Consider the following 22,800-nt stretch of genomic DNA (forward strand, 5'->3'; position numbering starts at 1 on the left):
TTCAGTACACTCCGCCCCTACGATTCCGTCGCGGCGGGGGCACCGTCAGTGGCCATGGTTACTTGTACTGGACCGGAAGGGCCTTGGTCCCCTTGCCCTTGAGCGAGCCGGTCAGTTCGGCCCCGTCCAGCCACAGATAACAGCGCACCCCGCGGTCGCCCTGGGTCCAGACGTCGGCGTTGCCGGGCAGCGAGACGACCCCGGTGCGGTACTGCAGGTCGCCGTCGTCGGGCACCCCCACGTACCGCGCGGTCACCGTACGGCAGCCGTCGTGGAACTCCTCCCAGGCCGTGTCGCCCTTCGGGTAGGAGGCCGACGCCGGAGCGGTCCAGACGCCGGTGAACTCGGCGTTGTGCTTCTCCGTGCACCGGGCCGGCGGCATGGTGGAGATCGCGCCTGCGTCGTCGAGCTCGATGCCGTAGCAGGTCAGCAGCAGGCCGGAGTCCTTGGCGGCGAGCACGTTGCGCAGGCTGCCGGCCCGCCGCAGCAGGGCGCCGTCGTCCTCGATGGAGTCGAGTTCCACCACCTCGCAGCGGAACCAGCGGGAGCCGCCGTTCCACGCCGCCGGTGAGGGGTGGGTGACGCCGATCCACAGCCGGGCGGTACGCCACGGCCCGCCGACGTAGGCGGAGGTCTTCGCGTCACAGGTCCGGTAGGCGGCGCGGGCCCCGGCCGACGAGCCGTCCGGTGGTTCGGCGGCGTCCGCGGCGGGCGCGGTGTACTCGCCGACGTACACGGTCTCGGTACGGTGCTCGACCCCGCAGTCCACCTTCTCGTAGGTGGCGCGCGGCCCGGAGGCGGCGAAGTTGGAGAGGTGACAGGTGGCGGCCTCGGGGACGAACCCGGTCGCCGGCGCCATCGCGCCCCAGTCGTTGGTCAGGTCGCCGTCGACGTCCCCGCCGCTGCCGCAACCCGCCGCCGCGAGCAGCGCGGCCACAGCGGCAGCCGCCCCCCATCGGCGGTATCGCATGAGCCGTGCCTCCCAGCCGTTTCCGATTCGCCGACTATATGGCGACAAAACGGCCCGGGGAGGCGAATCGCGAAACCTCACCGGCTGGCGGCTCGACGGGCCAGCCGGTGAGGTGCGACGGTTACCGGGTGGCCAGCGTGAGGTCGCCGCGGACCAGGTCGCCGGCCATGCCGTCGGCGGCCGCGGCCGGGTCCGTACCCAACTCAATGATCTTGTTGTCGGCGTCCACGTGCACGATCCGCGGCTCGTAGGCGCGGGCCTCGGCCGAGTCCATCTGACCATAAGAGATCAGGATGACCAGGTCGCCCGGGTGCACCAGATGCGCGGCCGCGCCGTTGATGCCGATCACGCCGCTGCCCCGCTCGCCCGGGATCACGTAGGTCTCCAGGCGCGCCCCGTTCGTCACGTCCACGATCGCCACCTGCTCGCCGGGGATCAGATCGGCCGCCTCGAGCAGGTCCAGGTCGACGGTGACCGAACCGACGTAGTGCAGGTCGGCCTGCGTCACGGTGGCCCGGTGGATCTTCGACTTGAGCATGGTCCGGAGCATCAGGCGCCTCTCTGCAGGGTGAGCGGAACGTTGTCGATCAAGCGGGTGGCGCCGACCCGGGCGGCCACCAGCAGGCGGGCCGGGCCCTCCTGCGGGGCGGGGCCGAGGTCCGCGCCGGTCAGGGCGAGGTAGTCGAGGCGTACCCCCGGTTCCTCGGCAAGGATCTTGTGAGCGGCGGCCAGGACGGCGTCGGGGTCACGGTGCGTGGCGCCCTCGCGCAGAGCGCGGGACAGGGCGAGCGCGGCGAGACGCTCCTCCGGCGAGAGATAGCGGTTGCGGCTGGACAGGGCCAGACCATCCTTTTCCCGTACGGTCGGAACGCCCACGATCTCGACCGGCAACTCCAGGTCGCGCGCCATCCGGCGGATCAGCGCCAGCTGCTGGAAGTCCTTCTCGCCGAAGAACGCCACGTCCGCCCGGGTCAACAGCAGCAGTTTCTCGACCACGGTGAGCATCCCGGAGAAATGCCCGGGACGGCTCGCGCCCTCCAGGATCCCGCCCAGCTCCCCCGGATGCATGGTGATCGACGGCGCCCCGTGCAGGTAGACGTCGTCGCGGCCCGGCGCGAACACCAGGTCGACGCCCTCCGCCCGGCAGGCCGCCAGATCGTCGTCGAGGGTCCGCGGGTACTTCTCGAAGTCCTCGTTCGGCCCGAACTGCAACGGGTTCACGAAGATCGTCGCCACCACGAAGGCGGACCGCTCCCGGGCCACCCGCATCAGCTGCCGGTGCCCCTCGTGCAGCGCCCCCATGGTCATCACGACGGCGATCTCCCCGTCGACGGCATCCAGCGCAGCCGCCAGATCAGCACGGGTATGAACCAAAGTCGTCACGCTGTGCTCCCCACTCCGGCGCGGGCCAGGACGTCCATCAGGGCGGTGGCGTCCTGCGGGCGCAGGCGGCCGGAAGCGATCGCCCGGTCCGCGGTACGCCGGGCCATCGCCAGGTAGGTCGGCAGCGCCTCCACCGGCATCCGCTCCAGGTGCTTGCCGACCGTGCCGGCGTCCCCGCGGGAGACCGGGCCGGTCAGCGCGGCGTCACCCATCCGCAACGCGTTGTCCAGCGCGGCGGTCAGCAGCGGGGTCAGCACTCGGCCCGGCTCGGCGACACCGGCCGCCCGCAACACGTCGGCGGCCTCGTTGACCAGGGTGACCAGGTGGTTCGCCCCGTGCGCCAGCGCCGCGTGGTAGACCGGCCGGGACTCCTCGGCGATCCACTCCGGGACGCCGCCCAGGTCGGCCACCAGCCGGGTGGCGAAGGCGCGATCCGGGCCGGTCACCCCCCAGGCGATACCGGGCAGCCGGTCCAGGTCGGTGTCCGCGCCGGTGAAGGTCATCGCGGGGTGCAGGGCCATGCCGTTCACATCGCCCAGAACGGCCAGTCCGTGAGCACCTGAGGTGTGCGCCACGACCTGGCCGCAGCGGAGCGCGCCGGTCCGGTCCAGGCCGGCCACCACCGTGGCCAGGTGATCGTCCGGAACGGCGAGCAGCAGCAGATCGGCGGCCGCACGGGCCACCTCGTCAGCGGGAAGGATCGCCGCGCCGGGAAGCAGGCGGGCGGCCCGCTCGCGGGAGGCGGCGGAGACTGCGGCGGCGGCGACCACGCGGTGGCCGGCGGCGTTCAGCGCGGCGCCCAGCACAGCACCGACCCGGCCGGCGCCGACGACACCGACGGTCAAAGCGTTCATCCGTGGATCCAGTCCTCGTGGAGGGGTACCGGTCGAGCGCCAGTATGCGCCGTCTTGACACGCTCGTAGCAACCACGTGTGAACAACCGCACCGCCATCGATACGGCAGTGCGGCACTCCCTCTCGATCGGCCACCGTCCGGCCCGCCTGAGCCGTCCTCCCCCCGAATACCGCCAGCCGTCGCCCAGACAGGTCACCGAAGCCGGATAACCGGCCTGACGTACGGCCCGCGGCCGGCCACCGCCACCCCACACCGCGAGCCGTCGCCCAGGCAGGCCATCGGAGCCGGAGAACCCGCCTGACGTACGGCTGGCGACCTGGCCACTGCCACTCCACACCGCGAGCCGTCGCGCAGACAGGTCATGGCGGGGCGGTCACCGGGCGGGGGTACGGCTGGGCCGCCTCGCGCGGTGGGGCGGCGGGTGTGGTGCGGTGGGGGCGTACCCGGCAAGCGGGGTTGAAGTTGATCTTTGGGGTGGCGGATGAGTGTCGGGTGGCGGCTGGCGATGCAGGCGGGGCTGTACGGCAGTGACGGGTTCTTCGTCCGGACGGCATACGGGCCGGCTGATCACTTTCGGACGAGCGTGCATGCGTCGCCGTTGTTCTCCGGGGCGGTGGGACGACTCGTCGAACGGGTCGACGCCGCGCTCGGGCATCCGGCGGTCTTCGATCTGGTGGATGTCGGGGCGGGCCGCGGCGAACTGCTGACGGCACTGCTCGCGCTGCTTCCCCGGGAGCTGGCCGGGCGGATCCGGCCGATCGCCGTCGAGGTCGCGGCCCGGCCGCCGGGGCTGGAGCCGTCGGTACGCTGGCGGCGCGAGGTGCCGCCGGAGATCACCGGGCTGCTGGTGGCGACGGAATGGCTCGACAATGTGCCGCTCGACGTGCTCGAGACCGACGAGGACGGCAGGTTGCGCAAGGTTCTCGTGGATCGCGCCACCGGAGTCGAGACGCTGGGCCCCGCCGCCGACCCCGCTGATCTGTTCTGGACCAGCCGTTGGTGGCCGGAAGCGGAGCGGATCGAGGTCGGATCGACCCGGGACGCGGCGTGGGCGGAGGCCGTCGGCGCGGTGCGGCGCGGTGTGGCGCTCTGTGTGGACTACGGGCACGTCAAGGCGGAGCGGCCGGTCTTCGGGACGTTGACCGGGTTCCGGGGCGGGCGGCAGGTACCGCCGGTGCCGGACGGCAGCTGCGACGTCACCGCGCACGTGGCGATCGACGCGGTCGCGTGCGCGGCCGGGGTTCCGTACCGGATCGTGCGGCAGCGCGAGGCGCTGCGAGCGCTCGGTGTGGACGGTTCCCGGCCACCGCTGGAGCTGGCCCGCACCGATCCGGCCGGGTATCTGCGGGCACTCGGGGCCGCGGGCGCCGCCGCCGAGCTGACCGATCCGGCCGGACTCGGCGGCCACTGGTGGCTCTGGCACACCATCGGCCTCGACAACGACGGCACAATGCCCGGCCTCGACGATCGTGGCACGATGCACCAGTGACTGATGCCCTGCGGGAGATGACGGTCGGCACCGGCGCCGGCCTCGACACGGCCGACATGGTGCTCAACATCGGGCCGCAACACCCCTCCACGCACGGCGTGCTCCGGCTCAAGCTCACCCTCGACGGGGAGCGGGTGGTCGCCTGCGAGCCGATCGTCGGGTACATGCACCGTGGCGCCGAGAAACTGTTCGAGGTGCGCGACTACCGGCAGATCATCATGCTGGCGAACCGGCACGACTGGCTGTCCGCGTTCTCCAACGAGCTGGGCGTGGTCCTCGCCGTCGAACGGCTGATGGGCATCGAGGTGCCGGAGCGGGCCACCTGGCTGCGGATGGCCCTGGCCGAGCTGAACCGGGTGCTCAACCACCTGATGTTCCTCGGCTCGTACCCGCTGGAGATCGGTGCGATCACGCCGATGTTCTACGCGTTCCGGGAGCGGGAGACGCTGCAGGCGGTCATGGAGGAGGTCTCCGGCGGCCGGATCCACTACATGTTCAACCGGGTCGGCGGTCTGAAGGAGGAGATCCCGGCGGGCTGGACGAAGCGGGCCCGGCAGGCGGTCGCCGCGGTCCGGCGGCGGATGCCGGACATCGACAACGTCATCCGGAAGAACGACATCTTCATGGCGCGGACGGTCGGCGTCGGGGTGCTGAGCGCGGCTGACGCCGCGGCCTATGGCGCATCGGGTCCGGTGGCCCGGGCGAGCGGTCTGGATTTCGATGTACGTCGTGACGAGCCCTACCTCTTCTACGACCAGATCGACGTCCCCGTGGTGACCCGGACGTCGGGCGACTGTCACGCCCGTTTCGAGGTGCTGCTCGAGCAGGTGTTCGTGTCGCTCGATCTGATCGACGAGTGCCTGGACCGGGTGGACCGCACCGGCGGCCCGGTCAACGTGCGCCTGCCGAAGGTGGTGAAGGCGCCGGAGGGGCACACGTACGCCTGGACCGAGAACCCGCTCGGGGTCAACGGCTACTACCTGGTGTCCCGGGGCGAGAAGACGCCGTGGCGGCTCAAGCTGCGGACCGCCTCCTACGCCAACGTGCAGGCGCTGGCCACGCTGATCCCGGGCTGCCTGGTCCCGGACCTGATCGCGATCCTGGGTTCGATGTTCTTCGTCGTCGGGGACATCGACAAATAGCGGCTCACCAGTTCTCGTCGGCCGCGCTGTACCCGGGGTAGTTCGCGAAGTCCGCGAGGGTGCCGACGTTGGTGTCGTTCGCGGAGGGACGGTGGCGGCGGGCCTTGTACTCGGCGCTGTTCTCCGCGTCGCCGTACTCCCCGGGATAGCCGTTGGCGGGACTGGCCGGCGCCGCGGCGTACCCGGTGGTCGCGCTCTCCGCATAAGCTCCGAAGTCGCCGTCCGGAGCCTCCGGGCGGCCGTACTGGGTGCCGCCGGGACGGACGCTCGCCGCGGCCCGGACAGCAGGCGGGGCCATCATGCCGTTGGGTCCGGGCGGTGGCGGCACCGAGGCGGCGGCGCGCGGCCGGGGCACCGGAGCGACCGCCGCGGTCGCCGTGGCCGGCGGCGGGCCGACCGGGCCGCCCTGGCCCGGGACCGGCACGGCGGCGGCAGCGGCGGCCCGTGCCACCGGGACCGAGCCGGCCGGCCGCACCGAGGCGCTCGCCCGGCCGGCCGGTGCGGACATGGGTTCCTGCGCGGGCGACACCGGCTGGACGATGCCGGGCACCGAGGCCCGCCCGCCGCTTCTCGTGGGCGGCGGGACCTCCTGCTGGTAGCCGTGCTCCTGGTACTCCTCGTCGTAGCCGGCGCCCTGATCGGCGTACTGGTAGCCGTTGTCGTCGTAGCCGTACCCCGGTGCCGTTTCCTCCTCGAACTGCGGCTGCGCCCCGTAGACCGCCGGTTCGGGCTGGGTGACGAACTGGGTGTTCGACGCGAACTCCTGATGCGCCGGGACCTCCGGCGCGAAATCGGGCTCGAAGCCGGCCTGAGCCCGCCCGCCCGGATTGCGCATCGGCAGCGGCGGCCGCGGCGCCTCCGGGGCGGCGGCCGCTGTCGCGAACTCCGCCCGCAGCTCCCGCCGCAGCGTCTCCACCTCTTCGGCGACCCGGTCCTCGACGTCCATCCGGAGCAGCACCGGATCACTGCGGATCAGCACCGAGGCACCGATCAGCACCACGCTCACGGCTGTCAGCACCACCGCGAAGCTGGCCGAGCCGATCAGCACGACAGCCGCGGCGATCGGGGCGAGCACGACGCCCGCCCAGACGAGGCCGCGGAGCAGCTGCGCGCTGTGTCCCGCTTGGGTGTCCCGTTCCGGCATGGGCGCAGATGTTACCGAGAGCACGTCCCCGGCAAAACCGCTGTGCGTGTGTGGATTTCGGGTGGGACGTCCCACCCGAAATCCACACACAGCAAACGTCAGCGGGTGCCGCGCCAGCCGCCGAGCGAGGCCAGGCCGACGATCCAGCCGACGAAAAAGCCGTACCCGGCGCCGGAACCGGCCGCGTTGAACGCGCCGAGCAGCGACGGGTTGGTGAGGAAGAGGGTGGCGAACAGGGCGGCGAAGGCGCCCGCGAAGATGTACGCGGCCCAGCCGGCCAGGAACTGGCTGATCGTGCCGCGGGCCCGGGCCAGCTGCGAGCCGGGCAGCAGGTAGAGGAAGAGCATCGTCAGCACGACGACCAGGATCGCCTTGAGGTCGCCGACGACGACGTCACGCAGCGAGTCGTTGCTGTCGAAGCTCCAGCGCGGCCAGGACAGCAGCCGCAGCCACCAGCCGCCCGCCGAGTTCGGGTTGGTGTTGTCCTGGGCCCAGTCCGCGTACCACGGGCTGCCGAAGACGAGGACGAGTATGAGCGCGGCGAGAGTGCCCGCACCGGGTGCGGATTTGTATCGGTTACCGAGAGCCATGCCCCGCTGATTTCCCAGCGGGGCCGAAATCTCAAACGACGCGCGTCACTGGCTCACTTGCTGAGGTAATCGATGAACGCGGCACGCAGCAGCGGCTCCTGGACGCCGAGGTCACGGCCCTCGAATTCGCGCCACAGGGCGACCGCCTCGTCCACGGTCGGGCCGATCGAGTGGGGCGCGCCGTCGAGGGACGCGGCGTCACCGGCGTCCGGCAGGTGCCGCAGCACCGACCAGAAGAACTTGACGTCGTGGTTGGCCCGGGCCTTGGCGAACGCCTGCTCCCGCAGCGACTCGGTGGGCAGGGCGTCCAGTTCGGCAAAGCTGGGCGAAGTCATGCCGAAAAGCATAGATCAGCGGTTGACGCCCCACGGGCCGTCGTCCCAACGGTCGCTGCGCGGCGCGGGGGTGGCCGGCGTGTTCCACGTCTCCGGGAGGGTGGGCGACCAGTTCGCGCCGGTGGACGGCGCCGCGTTCCACTCCTCGTCGGCGCCGGGGGTGTACGGGCTCCCGTACGACTCGACGAACCGGGTCACCACCAGGCCGGCGGCGCACAGGCTCGCGGCGATGGCGAACAGCGCGATGTCCAGGCCGCGAAGCTCCTCGTACCGCAGGAAGAGGGTCACGGCGGCGACCGCGAAGAGGGTGCCGAAGATCCCGCCGCGCCGCCCGTACGCGCTGGTGCCGCCGAGCAGCGCCAGGCCGAACGCGATGCCGGTCCACTCCAGCCCGGTGGCCGGGGCGATCGGGCCGGCCGACTGCGCCGCGATCAGCACGCCCGCGCCGGCGGCGAAGACCGTGGAGAACACCAGGGCGAGCACCGCCGGAACCGCGGCGACGGCGCCCCGGCGGCGGGCCGGGTCGGCGACCGGGCGCATCCGGCCGACGAAGCGGCGCACCGGCGGAACCGCGCCGAGCACCGCGCCCAGGACCGCGAGCAGCGCGAACCCGCCGAACAGCAGGAACGCCTTGCCGGTCGGGTCCCAGTCGCCCTGCACCGCGACCGGCGCTGGTCGCAGTTGGATGTAGACGATGACGCCGAGCGCGCCGGCCAGGCTCGCCGCCCAGGCGGGCACGTGCAGCAGGAGCACCACGACCGCGAGGGCCAGGCCACCGGCCACCGCGATGATCAGCGCCGGAACGAGCGCCTGGGCCAGGCCCTCGTCACCGTTCTCCGCGTAGTGCAGGGCGGCGGCCAGGGCGATCGGGCCGATCGCCAGGTTCGGCACGCCGGCGCGCAGGGTGAGGCCGGCAGCCAGCGCGAGCAGGCCGATCGCGGCGCCGGTGACCAGCAGCGTGTCCAGGCCGGGGCGCTGCAGGGCCGCCGAGTCCTCACGGAACAGCAGGAAACCGATCACGCCCGCGGCCACCAGCAGCATGACCTCCCAGCCGAGGTGGATGCCGAGCCGGTCGCGGCCCTCCTCGTCGACGGCCGGGAGCGCGCCGGTGGTGGTCACCGGGTTCCGCAGCGACTGGTCGAGGGTGTTGCTGGTGGTGTCGTCGTACTGCACCCGGCGCCGGTACGCGGCCGGATCGGTCTCGGTCGTCTCGTCGTACGACATGGTCCGCGCCTCCTCACGCCTCCACGAGCGGTTCGAGGCGCACGCTACTCCGGCTGTGGCCCGCCCGTCGCAAAGCATACGGATAAGAGAAGGCCACAGTTCAGAGCGTAAGTCTCTTCGATGATCATCAACAGATGGTCATCGCCGGGTGTTCGAACGACCCGAGTCGTCGTCCTCGCGCTCGTCCTGCTCGGGCACCCGGCAGGCCCGCTCCAGCCAGAGCGCGGCGGCGATCAGCGCGGCCGCGGCGACCAGGGTGGCGCCGGCCACCGGCACCCCGTTGGCGGCCTCCTCGGTCGGCTCCAGCAGCAGCCAGACGAGCAGGCCCGCGGAGAAGCCGCCGGACAGCGCGCCGACCAGAGAGGACGCCTTGGCCAGCGCCGCGAAGCGGGCGACGGCGAGCGGCTGCACCGGCAGGGCGCCGGGTTTGCGCTGGATGCGGGCGCTGGTGTTCTGCGCGAGGTACGCCTCGGCGACGGCGAGCACGGCCAGCACGCCCGCGCCGGTCCACGGCAGCGGGGAGATCCGGTAGAACAGGTCGTTGGTGGAGATCAGCAGCCAGCCCACGGCGGCCGCCGCCAGGGCGGCCACCACCAGCGACGAGGCGCTCGTCGGCCGCAGCGAGGGATGCGGGTTTCCAGGGTCAGCGCTCACCCCATCGACTCTAACGACAGGTCCGGGCGCGGGCTCACCCCGGCGATGTCGGCCGCCACCTCGGGCGTGCCGAGCAGCGCGGCGACCGGCCCGTGCCCGGGCAGCGCGGCGTCCGGCTGCACCTGGAGCCACGGGACCAGCACGAAAGCGCGCAGGTGGGCGCGCGGGTGCGGGAGCGTCAGCTCGGGATCGTCGCTGACCACCGGATCGCCGTCCCACACCGCGATCACGTCGACGTCCAGGGTGCGCGGCCCGAACCGGCGCTCCGGGTCCCGCACCCGGCCTTCGGCCGATTCGCACGCCTGGGCGCGGGTCAGCCATTCCCGGGCTGTCGCGGTGGGGTCGTCCACCAGGACCACGGCATTGAGGTAAGGCGGTTGCGCGCTGTCTCCCCAGGGCGGCGTCTCATAGACCCCGGAGACGTGTACGACGCTCGCGCCCAGATGTGCCACCGCGGCGCGCAGGTGCGCGAGACGGTCGCCGAGGTTGCCGCCGATGGAGAGGACCGCCCGGGTCACGAACGGCTCCGGCGCAGGGTGACCGCCACATCGGCGAACTCGTGCGGGATCGGGGCCTGCGGTTTGTGCACCGTCACCTCGGCGGCCGTGACCCGCTCGTCGGCGAGGCAGACGTCGAGGAGCCGGTCGGCGAGCCGTTCCAGCAGGTTGACGGGTTCGCCGGTGAGGACCGCGACCAGGCTGCCGGCGAGTTCGCCGTAGTGGACGGTGTCGGTCACGTCGTCGCTGGCCGCGGCCGGCCCCAGGTCCAGCTCCAGGGTCACGTCGACGACGAAGTCCTGGCCCTGCTCCCGCTCGAAGTCGTAGACGCCGTGGTGGCCACGGGCGCGCAGGCCGGTGAGGGTGATGCGTCCGGTCATCGGTTCTTCCTTCCTGCTGAGATCGGGAGGCTCACGGCGTACGGCCGAAACGGGGTGAGCCGGTGGCGCGCCAGACCGCGAGCGCGTCGGCTGTCGCCCGCACGTCGTGGACCCGGACGCCCCAGGCGCCGGAGGCGACGGCCAGTAGAGAGGTGGCGAGGGTGGCGGCCTCCCGGCCGTCGACCGGGCGTGGTGTGCCGTCCTCGTCGGCGAGCAGCCGGCCCAGGTAGGACTTGCGGCTGGCGGCGAAGAGGACCGGGAAGCCCAGATCGATCAGCCTGCCGAGGTGGGCGCTGAGGGCCCAGTTGTGCTCGGCGAGCTTGGCGAAACCGAGGCCGGGATCGAGGACGATCATGGCGGGGTCGACCCCGGCGGCGACCGCGTCGTCGGCACGGGCCCGCAACTCGTCCCGGACCTCGGTGACCACGTCGCCGTAGACGGCGAGTCGCTGCATGTCGCGGGAGTGGCCGCGCCAGTGCATCAGGATCCACGGGCACCCGGCGGCGGCGGCGACGCGTGCCATGTCCGGGTCGGCGAGGCCGCCGGAGACGTCGTTGATCACCACAGCCCCGGCGGCGAGGGCCGCCTCGGCGACCGCGGCGCGAGTGGTGTCGATACTGACCGGTACGCCCTGGGCGAACAATCGCTCGATCACCGGCACGACCCGGGCGATCTCGGTCTCCGCGTCGACCCGTTCGGCTCCCGGCCTGGTGGACTCGCCGCCGACCTCGATGACGTGGGCGCCTTCCCGAAAAAGACACGCGCCGTGGTGAACCGCGGCTTCGAGGTCGGTGTATCTACCACCGTCAGAGAAGGAATCCGGCGTGACGTTCAGGACGCCCACCACCACCGGGTGATCCCGGCGAAGCAGTGCAGCCCCTGTGAGCTGGGCGTCTGTCGGCGAATTGGACACAGGTGCAGAGTACGGGGCAGCAGTGCCTAGCACAGACGTACGATGGATGGTGACTGTGATTCACGCAGTCCTTCACCTTGGGTAACGAAACGGGCGCTTGTTGCTCGCAAGTACGGGCCGTACTCTTCGGATCTGGGCATCATGAAGTGACCGAAGAAGGCAGAGACGAGCATGGCAGTGCCCGAACGACTCACTCGACGCAGTGGGTCAGAGGTAGCACCATATGGGCGTTGCCGTACGGCTTCACAACTGCAGCGTGTCCGTACCCCCCACGGGCACCGGGAGGTTTACCGATGATCGCCACCGAGTTCCTCATCCTGGCGGCCGAGCCGGCAGGAAAGATCAACACCGAAGGCATCGTCACCTTCTTCGCGAGCAACATCGCTCCGATCCTGCTCGCGGTGCTCGGCGTCATCTTCATCGGCCGGGCCAGCAAGGGCGAGGTCTCGAAGGTCCTCACCAGCTCGGCGATCGCGATCGTGGGCCTGGCGTTCATCGCCGGCGCCGCGACGCTGTTCTTCGTCGGCGAGTCGATCATCGACCTGATCTTCAACTGAGATGCGGCTCCGGACCGACGACGACATCTACCGGGCGCGCCTGGTCTATCTCGGCCCGCCCGGCTACACCCTGCCCGTGCATCTGCCGTACGCGCAGTACGGCATGTTCGTCGCTCTGGTGCCGCTCTTCATGGCCATCCACTACCTGATCACGCTCGACTTCGACCCGTTCCCGGCCTGGGAGATCGCTCTCGCCATGGTGTCGACGTCCTACGTGTTCCGGCATGTCGACCCGGACCGGCCGGCCCGGGTGGTCATCCGCACCGCGCTCACCGACTGGCGCCGCACCCGCGAGCCCGCCGTGGAACAGCGCGATCCCCGGCTTGTCGCCACTCGCATCCGGGTCCGGGAGGAGTTGGTATGACCAGTTGCCAGGTCGTCAGCGCGTTCGAGGTCCACGCATGAGCGGAACCCATCCGCACGGGCATCCCCGAGCGGACGCCTCGTCCCGGGACAGGCAGAGTAACGGTGTGCGTTCGGACCACTACTCATCGCCCGATCCGCTCGACGACGCCGAAGAGTTCGTCACCGCGCCGGGCCACGGCGGAGTCGGCGTCTTCCAGGCGCCGCAACCGGTGCGCCCGCGTGCCGCCGACGTGGACACGAACCTCGACATCGACTCGCCCTTCCTGGACCTCTTCGGTGGTGCTCCGGCTCCCCATTCGAGTGATCCTTTCCCGAATGTGCCCACCGCGCCGGTGTCCACACCTCCGGCCGTGGCCCCGATCTCCCCGCCGCCGCCCCCGCCCCCTCCAGTCGCCGCGCCGATCCCGTTGCCGCTGGATTCCGGGCCGCCCGCCGCCGGGTGGAACGGGGCGCCGTTCACCCGGGCGCCCGTCGGTCCCGAGCCGGACTTCTTCCCGGAGAACGGTCACGCCGTCCTCTCGACCAACGGGCACGCCGTCGCCCCGGCGGCTGACGACGACTGGACCGATTTCGACGACTGGCCGCCGCAGGCCGGGCGCGCCACCCTGCCGGCGGATCCGGTCGCGCGGTGGCAGGCCCCCGCGCCCGCCGTCCCGCCCACCCCGCTGCCGGTGCCGGCCCCGTTGACGGCGCCTTCTCCGCCCCCGGTGGAGACCGCGCCCGTCCGCCGGACGGACCGGGCGCCGGCCAAGCGGAAGGAACCCAAGGAGCCGCGACCGGCGCCGCTGCGGCCGCAGAAGCTCAAGTTCAAGGACCGTGATCCGTCCATCGAACTCGCCATCAGCGAGATCGCCGGGCACCTCACGTTCACCCAGAGCACCGTGACCGCCTGGTACTACCTGCCCGAGGTGCGCTGGGCCTTCCGGCCCGACGCCGAGCGCGAGGCGCTGCTCAGCGCCATCTCCGAGCAGTACGCGGGCCTCGCCGGCTTCCGGCTGCACCTGCGCCGGACCACCCGCCCGTTCCCGGCCGACGAGTGGGCCCGCACCGTCGACTCGTTCACCACCAAGCCGCTGCCCGACGTGCACGGCGGCACCTCCTGGTCGGACCACCTCGTGGCGGCACAGCGGCACCTGCTCTCGGTCAACCACGCCGAAGGACAGACGTACCTGGGCGTGACGTTCGCCCGGCGTTCCCTCGGCGACACCTTCTCCGAGCGGATCCTGCGCGCGTTCGGCCGCGGCACCAGCGAGAACGAGCGGCGCAAACTCGGCCGGACCGTCGAGCAGTTCGACGAGGTGCTGAACGCGTTCGGCATGCGCGGCCGGCGGGTCACCCCGCAGGAGCTGGAATGGCTGCTGTACCGGTCGGTGGCGCTGTGCATGGCCCCGCCCGGGCTGCTCTCCCCGATCACCAACGGGCACTGGGAGACCGGCGACCTGCTGGCGCTCACCGAGGCGGTCGAGCGCTACCGCACGCCGTACGGCTCCACCGTCAAGTTGGTCAACCGGATGTCCGGCGAGGAACGCCACGTCGCCGTGCTCTCCGTCGGCCGGATGGAGCCGCTGGAGATCCCGGAGAAGCACGAGCCGTGGATGCACTTCCACGAGCGCCTGCCCTGGCCGATGGAGCTCTCCTCACGGATCGACATCCTCGGCTCCACCAGCTCCTTCAAGAACCTCGAGCACCGGCTCCGGATGATCCGGTCCCAGCAGCTCGACTACGCCGAACACGGCATCGACGCCCCGCCGGAACTCGAACGGCTCGCCAAACGGGCCCTCCACATCGGCGACGAGATGACCACCGGGCTGCCCACCGACTCCGCGCGGGCGCACGGCTGGCACCGGATCGCGGTCGGCGGCGCCACCCGCGAGGAATGCCTGGAACGGGCGCGGCGGCTGATCCAGCTCTACTCCCGGGAACTGCGGATCTCCCTGCAGCACCCGAAGAACCAGGACCAGCTGGCCCGCGAGTTCATCCCCGGCGAACCGATCGCGAACACCGGCTACGTGCGGCGGATGCCGGTCAAGCTGCTGGCCGCGGCGCTGCCCCAGGCGGCATCCACGGTCGGCGACCGCAGAGGCGATCTGATCGGGCGTACGGCCGGGACGTGCCGCCGGCCCGTCTTCCTCGACCTGCACTTCCCGATGGAGGTGCGGGAGCGCTCCGGGCTCGGCGTGTTCGTGGCCGAACCCGGCGGTGGCAAGTCGACCCTGATGGGCGCCCTCGGCTACCTCAACGCCCGGCGCGGTGTCCAGGTGACCCTGCTCGACCCGTCCGGGCCACTCGCCCGGCTGTGCCAGATGCCGGAGCTGCGGCCGTACAGCCGGGTGCTCAACCTGACCGGCTCGGAACAGGGGACGCTCGCGCCGTACTCGCTGATCCCGACACCGGTGCGCGGCGAATTCCCGACCGGCCCCGCCGGCGACCGGGAGTTCGAGATCGCCGTCTCCAACGCGCGCGCCGAACGCCGGATGCTCGTACAGGACATCTGCTCGATGCTGGTGCCGCCGCAGGTCGCCAAGGAGGCGTCCACGGCGACCCTACTGCGGCACGCCGTCCGGCAGGTGCCCGCCGAGGAGACGTCGACGCTTGACGACGTCGTCCGTACCCTCCAGGGTCTCGACGACGACGAGGGCAAGGAACTCGCCAACCTGCTCCTCGACACCGCCGAGATGCCGCTGGCCCTGCTGTTCTTCGGCCACCCGCCGCAGCACCTGCTCGGCGCCGACGCGGCCCTCACCGTGATCACCATGGCCGGCCTGCGCCTGCCCGACCTCAAGATCGAACGAGAGTACTGGTCGGCCGAGGAATCACTCGCCCTGCCGATGCTGCACACCGCACACCGGCTCGCGGTCCGGCGCTGCTACGGCGGCTCGATGTCGTCCCGCAAGATGGTCGGCCTGGACGAGGCCCACTTCATGGAAGGCTGGCGCTCCGGCCGGTCGTTCCTGGTCCGTCTCGCCCGCGATTCCCGGAAATGGAACCTGGCCGCCCTCGTCGCCTCCCAGAACCCGCGCGACATCCTCGGCCTCGACGTGCAGAACCTGGTGTCCACCGTCTTCGTCGGCCGGATCGCCGAGGACCAGGAGATCGCCTCCGAGGCGTTGCGGCTGCTGCGGGTGCCGGTCCACGACGGCTACGAGGCGACCCTCGCCTCGCTGTCCCAGGTCGACAGCGCCTCACAGCACCGCCTCGGGTTCCGTGAGTTCGTGATGCGGGACGTCGACGGGCGGGTTCAGAAAGTGCGCGTCGACGTCTCGTACGTCGACGGACTGCTCGAACACCTGGACACGACACCGGGGGTGGCGCCGCCGGCGGTTGTGCCTCTCCCGTCCGACCTGGAGGTTTGAGATGGTGCGGCGGGGGTTGGCATTCCTCACGACCTTGTTCGTGCTGGCGGTGGCTTCCATTGCCTGGGCCGTGGCCACACCGTCCGGGGCGGCCGCCGCCCCACCCGCCAAAGCCCCCGGCGGCGCCTGCAGCGTCGAGGAGTGGCAACGGGACTTCCGCGCCTGCGTCGATCGGCTCACTGAGGTCGTCGGCGACCGTGCCCAATGCCTTGACGCGCCCACGCCGAGCACCCCCGATTCCGGACTTGCCGGCTGGTTCGCCGAGCGTCCGTCTTCGTCGGGCAAAGACAGCTTCCCCGGCATGTACAGCGACTACGGGTATGCCGGATACAGCTTCAGCACATATGACTTGGGAGGCGGCTGCGCTTCCAATGTCACCGATGCGGATCACAAAGTCGAGAACACCCTCGCCAATGGCGAGTTCATGATCGCTACGGCGGTGATCGGCGCCTCCAACGCGCTCCGTGAGAGGGCGTGGAATCCGGCGACGTTGTGGGGCTGGGCCGATCCTCTTGTCGATCAAGCCACGAAGGCCGTCTACCAGAAGGTCTTCTCCGTCTTCGGCGTGGTGACCCTGGCCGTCGTCGGCGTCTACCTGCTCTGGCGATCGAGGCAGGCCGAGATGGGTGCGGCTACCACTACAGCGGGATGGGCGATCTTCATCATGGTCGTCGTGACGGCAATCGCCGCCTGGCCGACCCAATCCGCCAAGATGGCCGACCAAGGGCTCATCACATCTCTCGGCGTTGTCCACGACGCGGTCGGACCGCAGCCCAAGGAACGGGTAGGGCCTTGCCCACTCGGCCCGGACGCCTGCACTGACAACCGGCCTCCCGCAGTGCGAGCCAGCGACACAGCGACGGAGACCCTGCTCTATCGCAACTGGCTCCGAGGCATTCTGGGATCCGCCGACAGCGATACCGCCAAGAAGTACGGTGAGGCACTTTACGACGCACGCTCGTTCCGCTGGGATGAGGTCGACAAACTGCGGTCGAACCCCGCCACTCGCGACGCCACACTCGATCGCAAGAACACGCAATGGATGAAGGTCGCGGAGCAGATCAGGGCGGAGGATCCTGAGGCCTACGAATACCTCCAAGGCTCGAGGGGCATGGAGCGAGTCGGCGCCGGATTCATCGCGATGCTAGCGGCATTCATGTATGGCCTCTTCGACATCACCGCGTCCCTGCTCGTGCTACTCGGCTTCCTGGTTTTCCGCTGGGCTGTGATCGTGGCACCGATTCTGGGGACCATCGGCCTTCTACGGCCGGCAAGCGGCGGTATCCGACGTCTGGGGAATGCGGTCGTCGCCGCGGCGTTCAACATTGCGATCTTCGGTACGGGCGCGGCGATCTACCTGTTCGCCGTGGACCTCATCATGAACACCACAAGCCTGGCCGGTTGGCTGCAGGTGGTCCTGGTGGGGCTCTGCGGCGTTGTCGGATGGCTGCTGCTGCGCCCTTACCGTCGCATCACACAACTTGGCGGCAAGGACGGTGCGGCCTCCATCGCCGCCGGTGGCTCCTGGCACCGCCGGTTCTTCCGTGACATGCGGGAGGCCTCCAGGCTGGATGCCGCCGAGGGCGATAGCTCGCGGGAGCCGGTCTTCGGCAGAGGCAACCGACCTCTCGAACAGCGGAATCTCCGGCCGGAGGCACGGCTGGAAGATCCTGCGCACGCGGCAACGACACGTAACCAGAGCACCGACCTTGTTCCTGCCAATACCCCTAGCCGCCCGGACGGCAAGGAAAACACTGTTCGAGACGACGATCCGCCGGCCTCTCCACCGACGCCAGGGAAGTCCCGTCCAGCTCGATCCCGCACCACCTCTGACTGGGCCGAACCGGATGTCGCGGAGCGACCCACGTCGTACTCGATCTATCGGCCGGAGACCCGCACCACTAATGAGGAGCCGGCCACCCCGCGGATACGTTCTGAGGCCAGGTGAGGCATGCCCCGCTTGATCGAACGTGGCCTCAACGGGATCTTTCGGTCCCGTTGGGGCGTCGCCATCGTCATCGCCGCCATAGTGCTGGCAGTCGTCGGCATCGGCCGTCTCTTCTCCGACGGACAAGCCGCTACGCCTCTGGGCAGTGGTAACCCGGCACCGACCATCAGCATCGACCCTTCGGACTACGACAGCGTGCTCTCGTCCGAACCGCCGCCGACTCCTCGGACCATCCCGGGAAGAGCACAGCCGGAGGCGGTTGCCTACGCGTTCGCGTCGGCCTGGGTGGGCAACGATGGCGTCACCGCCCAGAAGTGGTTCAGCCGGCTTCAGCCCAACGCGACCAAGAACCTCGCTGAACGGTTGCGCGACGTCGACCCGGCCGGGGTACCGGCGGATCGGGTGGTCGGACGGCCGACCCTGGTCACGATCAACCCGACTCTGGTGAACGCGAACGTGACGATGGATTCCGGCAAACTCGTCCTCCGGCTCGTGGCGCCGGACGGCAAGTGGCTGGTCGACGGCATCGACTGGGAGCCGGCGTGAGCATGCCGCGCCCCCGGAAAATCGTCGTCCTGGTCGCCTCTCTGGTCACGCTCCTGCTCCTGTGCTGCTGCGGCGGCGTCACCGTGCTCCTGTTGAGGAGTGCTGACGACGAGGGCGACCAGCTGATCAGCGCCTCGTTCAACTGCGGACAGGGTGGGCCGGTCGATCCGGACGCCGAGTTGCCGCGAATCCAGAACTACAGCGCGGAGCAGATGCGGAACGCGGCCATCATCATCAATGTGGGCAAGAACCTGAAGCTGCCGCCGCGGGCCTGGGTGATCGCCGTGGCGACGGCGATGCAGGAGTCACAGCTCACCAACCTCGGTCACCTCGGCGCGAAGAACGACCACGACTCACAAGGCATGTTCCAGCAGCGGCCGAGTTCCGGATGGGGCACTCCGGCCCAGGTACGGGATCCGGTCTACTCGAGCACCAAGTTCTATCAAAAGCTGCGGACGGTCCGGAATTGGGACAAGCTTCCGCTGACCCGGGCCGCGCAGAAGGTCCAGATCAGCGCTTATCCCGATGCCTATGCGAAGCACGAACCGGTGGCCACCCAGATCGTGAACCAGTTGGCCGACGGCGCCGCCAACGCGGTGGGTGACTCGCTGAACATGGAATGTGCTTCCGCGGGACAGGTCGCGGCATCCGGATGGACCGTCCCGCTCAAGGCGCCGGTCGGCTCCGCTTTCCGTAGCGCTTCCCGCCCTAACCATCAGGGTGTCGACCTGAGTGTGGAGAAATACCGGCCGATCGTCGCGGCAGCGAGCGGCGTGGTGTCGAAGGTCAAATGCGACGAGGACTTCCGTGGGCGTCAGACCTGCAATGTGGACGGGTACCCCGGCAAGGGTGGCTGCGGGTGGATGGTGGAGATCGTCCATGCGGGCAACGTCATGACGCGTTACTGTCACCTGGTGCAACGACCGCTCGTGCGCGAGAATCAGCAGGTCACCGCGGGAGAGATGATCGGCCGGGTCGGCAGCAGCGGCAACTCTTCCGGGCCTCATCTGCACTTCGAGGTGCATCTCAACAACGACCGGTCCCGGCACGGCGCGGTGGATCCGGTCCGGTTCATGCAGAAGACGGGCGCACCGCTGGGCAACGAGGAATGAGCGGCGGAATGATGCCGGATCCGTTCAGCAGCCGCAGCGAGAGCGCGCTGGAGTCACCACGCCCGATAGTGCCGACCCCCGCAATGATGGCCGGGGAGCTACGTGGGCGCCGCGTGCTGGTGGGGCTTCCGGGTTTCGGCTGGCGCGGCGATCTGCGGGCCGACGAGAAGGTGGTACAGGGCAGCCGCACCTACGTCCCGGTGATGCCGGAATCGGAGTGGTACCGGGCCGAGGCGGAACGGACCGAGGTGTTCGCAGCACTGGTCCCGGTGGAACGCGTCTGGGTCGAAGAACTGGGTTTTGCGGGGACGAGCACGCCCGGCGCAAAGGTCAATCAATTGGTCTCGCTCGACGAGCCACCACGGCGACCACCAGTCGCAGCTGTCGATGCCGATTCGCTGACCGGTCGCCGTGTCACGCAGATCCTAAATGACGGCGAAGAACGTCGCGACCTGCGAGCGGTCACGGAGTCACATGTCAGTGACGACGGGACCGTGGCTGTGCGCGTGGCTCAGGAACTCGACTGGTACAGGTGGGGATGGAGCGGCAAACTCCCCCGGACACTCGAGGTTTCAGCGCACCTGATCTGGGTCGAGTAGCGTCAGGTTTGAGTGGCTCCGCAGACGCGCCAGCCGTCCTGATCAACGATGGCGAACTGCCAAGTGCTGCTTTTGCGGCCTTGCCCCGCGATGGTCTGCGTCAGATCGGCATCGACAGTTCCGGTCTGGCCGCTCGTAGCGACTTCGAGGCTCGACCAGGTGATGGAGATTTTGACCGAGTACTCCTTCTCCCGATTCACCGTGTCGTCACGAAATTGCGTTATCTCGGCGAAGTCACCGCCTGAGGCGCACTGATAAAGCGCAGCCTCATTATCGTCTCGATGCACCAGAAATGCTGCCAGGTAACTGTCGACGACGGCGTCGGGCGCGGTTCGCTGGATGGCGGTGGCCTCGTCGTAGAGGAGGGCGAAGGCGCCGACCCCGCCCAGGCACAGCAGAGCGAGAATGCCGCCGGTGAGAGCCAGGACCAGGCGGGCGCGCCGACTCTGGAAGCGCCTCCGCCGGCCACCCGGCAGAGTCACCGACGGGCCGGGGACAGCCGAACTCCCGCCGCCGGGTGGGGGCGTCGCTGGCTGGCTGCCGGCTTCGGCTTCAGGCGGTTGCGGTCCCATGTGTACGACAGTAGTTCGCTCGTCACGATTCCTATGATCAGGAGCCATCACCGTCACCCCGCTCCGTCCGGGACGACGAACTCCGTGTCCCGTCCCCAGTGCTTCAGGACTTCGGTCACGCCACTCTTGATGACGGCGAGGTCCTCCGCGGTGACGGGTTCGCCGTCGTCCCATGCCGGCGCCCGGTCCAGGTAGATGCCGTAGCTTCGCGATCCACGGTCCACCGGCAGGACCATGCGGCGGCCGCGGTAGTCGGCACGCATGGTCTCCCGGTCGACGCTCGACAGGGTCACGCCGGTGTCGGTGCGTGCCGACTGGCTCTTGATCTGGTGAACGCCCATTCCCCGCCCTCGTCTGCCTGTCATGCGTCCGGGTCGATGACGTTGATTCTCGTCACTGCCGGGTTCCGCTCCAAGGCCGGCCGTTCCACCGTGTTCCAGACGCCGTCGGCGCGTGGGTTGTGCGACCATGCCGTCACCTCACCCTGCGCCCCTTCGGCGTACCGCCCGGAGAGCCTTCGCCACACGTCTTCCGCCTGGCCGGTCCGGATCGGTGAACCGTCCTCGAAGAGGAGCATGTCGTCGAATCGCCGGCCGCCGGGCGTCTGTTCCAGCGTCACCCGGGTGACGCCGTCGGTGTGTTTCTCCGCGAACACCCGCATCGGGATCTTGTCGTCGGTTTTGCCGGAGTAGAAGTTGGCGCCGTCGAGCGGGCTGCGGACGTCGGCCTTTTCGACCTCGCGCATCAGGCGGTGGAACTCGGAGTTCTGGCCGAAGTGTTTGGCCAGGTCGCCGGCGTGCCGGGCGGCTGTCCTGGTGCCCGCGGTGCGCAGCAGGCCGGCGGCCTGCTGGAACATCTGGGCGATTTCGCCCTCGACCTGCTGCAGGGCCCGGTGCAGGATCTGGCGGCAGGCGACCCGGCTGGCCGCGATGAAGATCGGGATCTCGGTGAGGGTGGCGCCGGCGGTGGCGGTGGCGGTGACGATCGCCTGGCCGACCTGGAAGGCGAGCAGCGACAGCTGAGCCAGGTAGGCGGTCTTGGTGGCGACGGTGACCCCGGCCATCGCGATCAGGCCGGCGCCGATCAGTTCGACGGCGGTGGCGGCGTCGTCGAGGTGCCGGCCGGGGCCGTCGGGGCCGGTCCACCAGCGTTCGAAGGCCTCGACGGAGGCACCTTCGTTCTCCAGCCACACCCGGCGAGCGGCGGCGTCGGCTTCGGCGGCGTGGCGGCGCAGGCGGGTGCCGTGGTCGATCCAGGCGCGGCCGTCGCCGTACAGCCGGTCCTCGTCGGCCTCCGGCCAGGTGAAACCGATCCATTCCAGCGGCTCGGTGAGTTCCGCGGGCAGTTGGATGGTCATGACGTGCCGTCCCCGGGAGAGGCGAGGGAGGCGGCGGAGAAGGCGTCGGTGGCGGCGATGGCGCGGGCCTGGGCGGTCAGGGTGAGGGCGGCTTCGCCCATCTCCTGGACGTACGATCCGAGCGCCTGCAGCGCGTGCCCCAGCACCCCCTGATAGGCGAGGGCGAAGACGCTGCCGCTCTCGTCGCCGCCCCACGGGTTGTCCGGGCCGGCCACCGTGGTCTCCAGGGCGGCGACGTCGTCGGCCATCCGCTGCGCCACCCCCGCGAGGGTGCGCCCGCCGGCTGCTACGGATTCGGGGTCGAGCTTCAGCCGTACCGTCGCGGGGGTCGGGGTCGTCATCGCCGCACCCCCGCCTGCCGGGAGAGAGCCTGCAACGCCTCGGAGATCTCGCCGAAGCGGCGTTCCGCCGCGCTGGTGGCCTCGGTGACCGCCGCCTCGAAGGCATCGTGGGCGGGGAGGCCGGCCTGGGCTTCGGTGATGGCGTCGAAGAGGGCGGTGCGGAGTTCGTCCACAGGCAGTGCGGCGACCTGTGGATCGAGGACGACGTCCCACAGGCGGCCGGCGCCGTCGAGTTCGATGCGGACCAGCCCGTCGGCGCCTTCACCCGTGGAGGCGATGTAATCCGTCTCCCGGGTGGCTCGTTCATGCTCGGGGTGAACGTCCACCTCGGCCTCCCCTCGTGTGGATCCTGTGCGTGCGAATACCGCTGTTGCACGCTTCGAGTTCAAACCGACACGGTGCGTTCTTTACGGGGTCGAGATTGGACGGATGCGGCACGAAAGTCGGACCGGGGACGCAACGCGGCGACCGCA

At 70.2% G+C, this 22,800-nt stretch carries 26 protein-coding genes; 9 read left to right on the top strand and 17 right to left on the bottom strand.

All coding sequences use genetic code 11. The annotated features are described in order from the left end of the window. Positions 1-58: 58 nt before the first annotated feature. The 4 genes from ACZ3II_RS03895 to ACZ3II_RS03910 all read right to left on the bottom strand — a co-directional run bounded on the left by ACZ3II_RS03895 (position 59) and on the right by ACZ3II_RS03910 (position 3,219). Positions 59-970 (bottom strand): septum formation family protein, encoded by a 912-nt coding sequence (locus ACZ3II_RS03895; RefSeq protein ID WP_465516089.1) that lies wholly within the window; start codon positions 968-970, stop codon positions 59-61. Between the two features lie 121 nt (positions 971-1,091). Beyond that, on the bottom strand, positions 1,092-1,520 hold the full coding sequence (gene panD / locus ACZ3II_RS03900) for an aspartate 1-decarboxylase (RefSeq protein ID WP_465516090.1): 429 nt from the start codon (positions 1,518-1,520) through the stop codon (positions 1,092-1,094). Beyond that, positions 1,520-2,353, bottom strand: coding sequence for a pantoate--beta-alanine ligase (gene panC / locus ACZ3II_RS03905; protein ID WP_465516091.1), 834 nt, complete (start codon positions 2,351-2,353; stop codon positions 1,520-1,522). Before panC ends, panD begins: the two co-directional genes overlap by 1 nt. Beyond that, the gene (locus ACZ3II_RS03910; RefSeq protein WP_465516602.1) at positions 2,350-3,219 is read right to left on the bottom strand and encodes a Rossmann-like and DUF2520 domain-containing protein; all 870 of its coding nucleotides are present in this window, start codon (positions 3,217-3,219) and stop codon (positions 2,350-2,352) included. Before ACZ3II_RS03910 ends, panC begins: the two co-directional genes overlap by 4 nt. 470 nt (positions 3,220-3,689) lie before the next feature. Between ACZ3II_RS03910 and ACZ3II_RS03915 the strand changes: the two genes are divergently transcribed. Together ACZ3II_RS03915 and ACZ3II_RS03920 are read left to right on the top strand one after the other, a co-directional pair. Next, positions 3,690-4,697 (top strand): SAM-dependent methyltransferase, encoded by a 1,008-nt coding sequence (locus tag ACZ3II_RS03915; protein ID WP_465516092.1) that lies wholly within the window; start codon positions 3,690-3,692, stop codon positions 4,695-4,697. A gap of 17 nt (positions 4,698-4,714) precedes the next feature. After that, the gene (locus ACZ3II_RS03920; RefSeq protein ID WP_465516603.1) at positions 4,715-5,839 is read left to right on the top strand and encodes an NADH-quinone oxidoreductase subunit D; all 1,125 of its coding nucleotides are present in this window, start codon (positions 4,715-4,717) and stop codon (positions 5,837-5,839) included. Positions 5,840-5,843: 4 nt separating this feature from the next. On the opposite strand, the gene ACZ3II_RS03925 is transcribed toward ACZ3II_RS03920, so the two are convergent. The 8 genes from ACZ3II_RS03925 to folP all read right to left on the bottom strand — a co-directional run bounded on the left by ACZ3II_RS03925 (position 5,844) and on the right by folP (position 11,534). Beyond that, positions 5,844-6,983 (bottom strand): hypothetical protein, encoded by a 1,140-nt coding sequence (locus ACZ3II_RS03925; protein WP_465516093.1) that lies wholly within the window; start codon positions 6,981-6,983, stop codon positions 5,844-5,846. A 98-nt stretch (positions 6,984-7,081) separates the two neighbouring features. Beyond that, the gene (locus tag ACZ3II_RS03930; protein ID WP_465516094.1) at positions 7,082-7,573 is read right to left on the bottom strand and encodes a hypothetical protein; all 492 of its coding nucleotides are present in this window, start codon (positions 7,571-7,573) and stop codon (positions 7,082-7,084) included. A 53-nt stretch (positions 7,574-7,626) separates the two neighbouring features. Further along, a complete protein-coding gene (locus ACZ3II_RS03935; protein ID WP_465516095.1) occupies positions 7,627-7,920 on the bottom strand; it encodes a hypothetical protein in 294 nt (97 codons plus the stop codon). 3 nt (positions 7,921-7,923) lie between these two features. Continuing rightward, positions 7,924-9,132, bottom strand: coding sequence for an ABC transporter permease (locus ACZ3II_RS03940; protein WP_465516096.1), 1,209 nt, complete (start codon positions 9,130-9,132; stop codon positions 7,924-7,926). A gap of 138 nt (positions 9,133-9,270) precedes the next feature. Then, a complete protein-coding gene (locus tag ACZ3II_RS03945) occupies positions 9,271-9,786 on the bottom strand; it encodes a DUF3180 domain-containing protein (protein ID WP_465516097.1) in 516 nt (171 codons plus the stop codon). Further along, the gene (gene folK / locus ACZ3II_RS03950; protein WP_465516098.1) at positions 9,783-10,304 is read right to left on the bottom strand and encodes a 2-amino-4-hydroxy-6-hydroxymethyldihydropteridine diphosphokinase; all 522 of its coding nucleotides are present in this window, start codon (positions 10,302-10,304) and stop codon (positions 9,783-9,785) included. Before folK ends, ACZ3II_RS03945 begins: the two co-directional genes overlap by 4 nt. Next, positions 10,301-10,663 carry a dihydroneopterin aldolase gene (gene folB / locus ACZ3II_RS03955; RefSeq protein ID WP_465516099.1) on the bottom strand — a complete coding sequence of 121 codons (363 nt, stop codon included), beginning with the start codon at positions 10,661-10,663 and terminating at the stop codon, positions 10,301-10,303. The genes folK and folB overlap by 4 nt, the downstream gene beginning before the upstream one ends. Before the next feature lie 31 nt (positions 10,664-10,694). Then, the gene (gene folP, locus ACZ3II_RS03960; RefSeq protein ID WP_465516604.1) at positions 10,695-11,534 is read right to left on the bottom strand and encodes a dihydropteroate synthase; all 840 of its coding nucleotides are present in this window, start codon (positions 11,532-11,534) and stop codon (positions 10,695-10,697) included. A gap of 335 nt (positions 11,535-11,869) precedes the next feature. On the opposite strand from folP, the gene ACZ3II_RS03965 reads away from it, so the two are divergent. Genes ACZ3II_RS03965 through ACZ3II_RS03995 form a run of 7 tightly spaced genes read left to right on the top strand, consistent with a single transcriptional unit; the run spans position 11,870 to position 20,057 of the window. Further along, on the top strand, positions 11,870-12,133 hold the full coding sequence (locus ACZ3II_RS03965; RefSeq protein ID WP_465516100.1) for a hypothetical protein: 264 nt from the start codon (positions 11,870-11,872) through the stop codon (positions 12,131-12,133). 1 nt (position 12,134) lies between these two features. Further along, positions 12,135-12,497, top strand: coding sequence for a hypothetical protein (locus ACZ3II_RS03970; RefSeq protein WP_465516101.1), 363 nt, complete (start codon positions 12,135-12,137; stop codon positions 12,495-12,497). A gap of 37 nt (positions 12,498-12,534) precedes the next feature. Next, complete coding sequence (locus ACZ3II_RS03975) at positions 12,535-15,852, top strand: ATP-binding protein (protein WP_465516102.1); 3,318 nt, start codon at positions 12,535-12,537, stop codon at positions 15,850-15,852. Position 15,853: 1 nt separating this feature from the next. Further along, positions 15,854-17,800 (top strand): MFS transporter, encoded by a 1,947-nt coding sequence (locus ACZ3II_RS03980; RefSeq protein WP_465516103.1) that lies wholly within the window; start codon positions 15,854-15,856, stop codon positions 17,798-17,800. Positions 17,801-17,803: 3 nt separating this feature from the next. After that, on the top strand, positions 17,804-18,346 hold the full coding sequence (locus tag ACZ3II_RS03985; protein ID WP_465516104.1) for a hypothetical protein: 543 nt from the start codon (positions 17,804-17,806) through the stop codon (positions 18,344-18,346). Continuing rightward, a complete protein-coding gene (locus tag ACZ3II_RS03990; RefSeq protein WP_465516105.1) occupies positions 18,343-19,458 on the top strand; it encodes a M23 family metallopeptidase in 1,116 nt (371 codons plus the stop codon). The genes ACZ3II_RS03985 and ACZ3II_RS03990 overlap by 4 nt, the downstream gene beginning before the upstream one ends. Beyond that, a complete protein-coding gene (locus ACZ3II_RS03995; protein WP_465516106.1) occupies positions 19,455-20,057 on the top strand; it encodes a hypothetical protein in 603 nt (200 codons plus the stop codon). Before ACZ3II_RS03990 ends, ACZ3II_RS03995 begins: the two co-directional genes overlap by 4 nt. Before the next feature lie 2 nt (positions 20,058-20,059). Here ACZ3II_RS03995 and ACZ3II_RS04000 read toward each other — a convergent pair whose 3' ends face one another. Genes ACZ3II_RS04000 through ACZ3II_RS04020 form a run of 5 tightly spaced genes read right to left on the bottom strand, consistent with a single transcriptional unit; the run spans position 20,060 to position 22,653 of the window. Continuing rightward, positions 20,060-20,629: a hypothetical protein gene (locus ACZ3II_RS04000; RefSeq protein WP_465516107.1), complete on the bottom strand. Its 570-nt coding sequence runs from the start codon at positions 20,627-20,629 to the stop codon at positions 20,060-20,062. A 53-nt stretch (positions 20,630-20,682) separates the two neighbouring features. After that, positions 20,683-20,970, bottom strand: a complete 288-nt coding sequence (locus ACZ3II_RS04005) for a hypothetical protein (RefSeq protein WP_465516108.1) — start codon at positions 20,968-20,970, stop codon at positions 20,683-20,685. A gap of 20 nt (positions 20,971-20,990) precedes the next feature. After that, positions 20,991-21,986 carry a WXG100-like domain-containing protein gene (locus ACZ3II_RS04010; RefSeq protein WP_465516109.1) on the bottom strand — a complete coding sequence of 332 codons (996 nt, stop codon included), beginning with the start codon at positions 21,984-21,986 and terminating at the stop codon, positions 20,991-20,993. Beyond that, complete coding sequence (locus ACZ3II_RS04015) at positions 21,983-22,327, bottom strand: WXG100 family type VII secretion target (protein WP_465516110.1); 345 nt, start codon at positions 22,325-22,327, stop codon at positions 21,983-21,985. The genes ACZ3II_RS04010 and ACZ3II_RS04015 overlap by 4 nt, the downstream gene beginning before the upstream one ends. Beyond that, positions 22,324-22,653: a hypothetical protein gene (locus ACZ3II_RS04020; protein WP_465516111.1), complete on the bottom strand. Its 330-nt coding sequence runs from the start codon at positions 22,651-22,653 to the stop codon at positions 22,324-22,326. Before ACZ3II_RS04020 ends, ACZ3II_RS04015 begins: the two co-directional genes overlap by 4 nt. Positions 22,654-22,800 lie beyond the last annotated feature (147 nt).

The sequence above is a fragment of the Actinoplanes sp. NPDC019969 genome (genome assembly GCF_055562375.1).

Bases quoted from the DNA above. Each gene is read 5' to 3' on its own strand.
- ACZ3II_RS04000 (WP_465516107.1), bottom strand. From the start codon at position 20,629: ATGGGACCGCAACCGCCTGAAGCCGAAGCCGGCAGCCAGCCAGCGACG.
- ACZ3II_RS03930 (WP_465516094.1), bottom strand. From the start codon at position 7,573: ATGGCTCTCGGTAACCGATACAAATCCGCACCCGGTGCGGGCACTCTC.
- ACZ3II_RS04005 (WP_465516108.1), bottom strand. From the start codon at position 20,970: ATGGGCGTTCACCAGATCAAGAGCCAGTCGGCACGCACCGACACCGGC.
- ACZ3II_RS03970 (WP_465516101.1), top strand. From the start codon at position 12,135: ATGCGGCTCCGGACCGACGACGACATCTACCGGGCGCGCCTGGTCTAT.
- ACZ3II_RS03965 (WP_465516100.1), top strand. From the start codon at position 11,870: ATGATCGCCACCGAGTTCCTCATCCTGGCGGCCGAGCCGGCAGGAAAG.
- ACZ3II_RS03895 (WP_465516089.1), bottom strand. From the start codon at position 970: ATGCGATACCGCCGATGGGGGGCGGCTGCCGCTGTGGCCGCGCTGCTC.
- ACZ3II_RS03975 (WP_465516102.1), top strand. From the start codon at position 12,535: ATGAGCGGAACCCATCCGCACGGGCATCCCCGAGCGGACGCCTCGTCC.
- ACZ3II_RS03985 (WP_465516104.1), top strand. From the start codon at position 17,804: ATGCCCCGCTTGATCGAACGTGGCCTCAACGGGATCTTTCGGTCCCGT.
- folB (WP_465516099.1), bottom strand. From the start codon at position 10,663: ATGACCGGACGCATCACCCTCACCGGCCTGCGCGCCCGTGGCCACCAC.
- ACZ3II_RS03925 (WP_465516093.1), bottom strand. From the start codon at position 6,983: ATGCCGGAACGGGACACCCAAGCGGGACACAGCGCGCAGCTGCTCCGC.
- ACZ3II_RS03915 (WP_465516092.1), top strand. From the start codon at position 3,690: ATGAGTGTCGGGTGGCGGCTGGCGATGCAGGCGGGGCTGTACGGCAGT.
- ACZ3II_RS04010 (WP_465516109.1), bottom strand. From the start codon at position 21,986: ATGACCATCCAACTGCCCGCGGAACTCACCGAGCCGCTGGAATGGATC.
- ACZ3II_RS03980 (WP_465516103.1), top strand. From the start codon at position 15,854: ATGGTGCGGCGGGGGTTGGCATTCCTCACGACCTTGTTCGTGCTGGCG.
- ACZ3II_RS03995 (WP_465516106.1), top strand. From the start codon at position 19,455: ATGAGCGGCGGAATGATGCCGGATCCGTTCAGCAGCCGCAGCGAGAGC.
- ACZ3II_RS03940 (WP_465516096.1), bottom strand. From the start codon at position 9,132: ATGTCGTACGACGAGACGACCGAGACCGATCCGGCCGCGTACCGGCGC.
- ACZ3II_RS03935 (WP_465516095.1), bottom strand. From the start codon at position 7,920: ATGCTTTTCGGCATGACTTCGCCCAGCTTTGCCGAACTGGACGCCCTG.
- ACZ3II_RS04015 (WP_465516110.1), bottom strand. From the start codon at position 22,327: ATGACGACCCCGACCCCCGCGACGGTACGGCTGAAGCTCGACCCCGAA.
- panD (WP_465516090.1), bottom strand. From the start codon at position 1,520: ATGCTCCGGACCATGCTCAAGTCGAAGATCCACCGGGCCACCGTGACG.
- ACZ3II_RS03920 (WP_465516603.1), top strand. From the start codon at position 4,715: ATGACGGTCGGCACCGGCGCCGGCCTCGACACGGCCGACATGGTGCTC.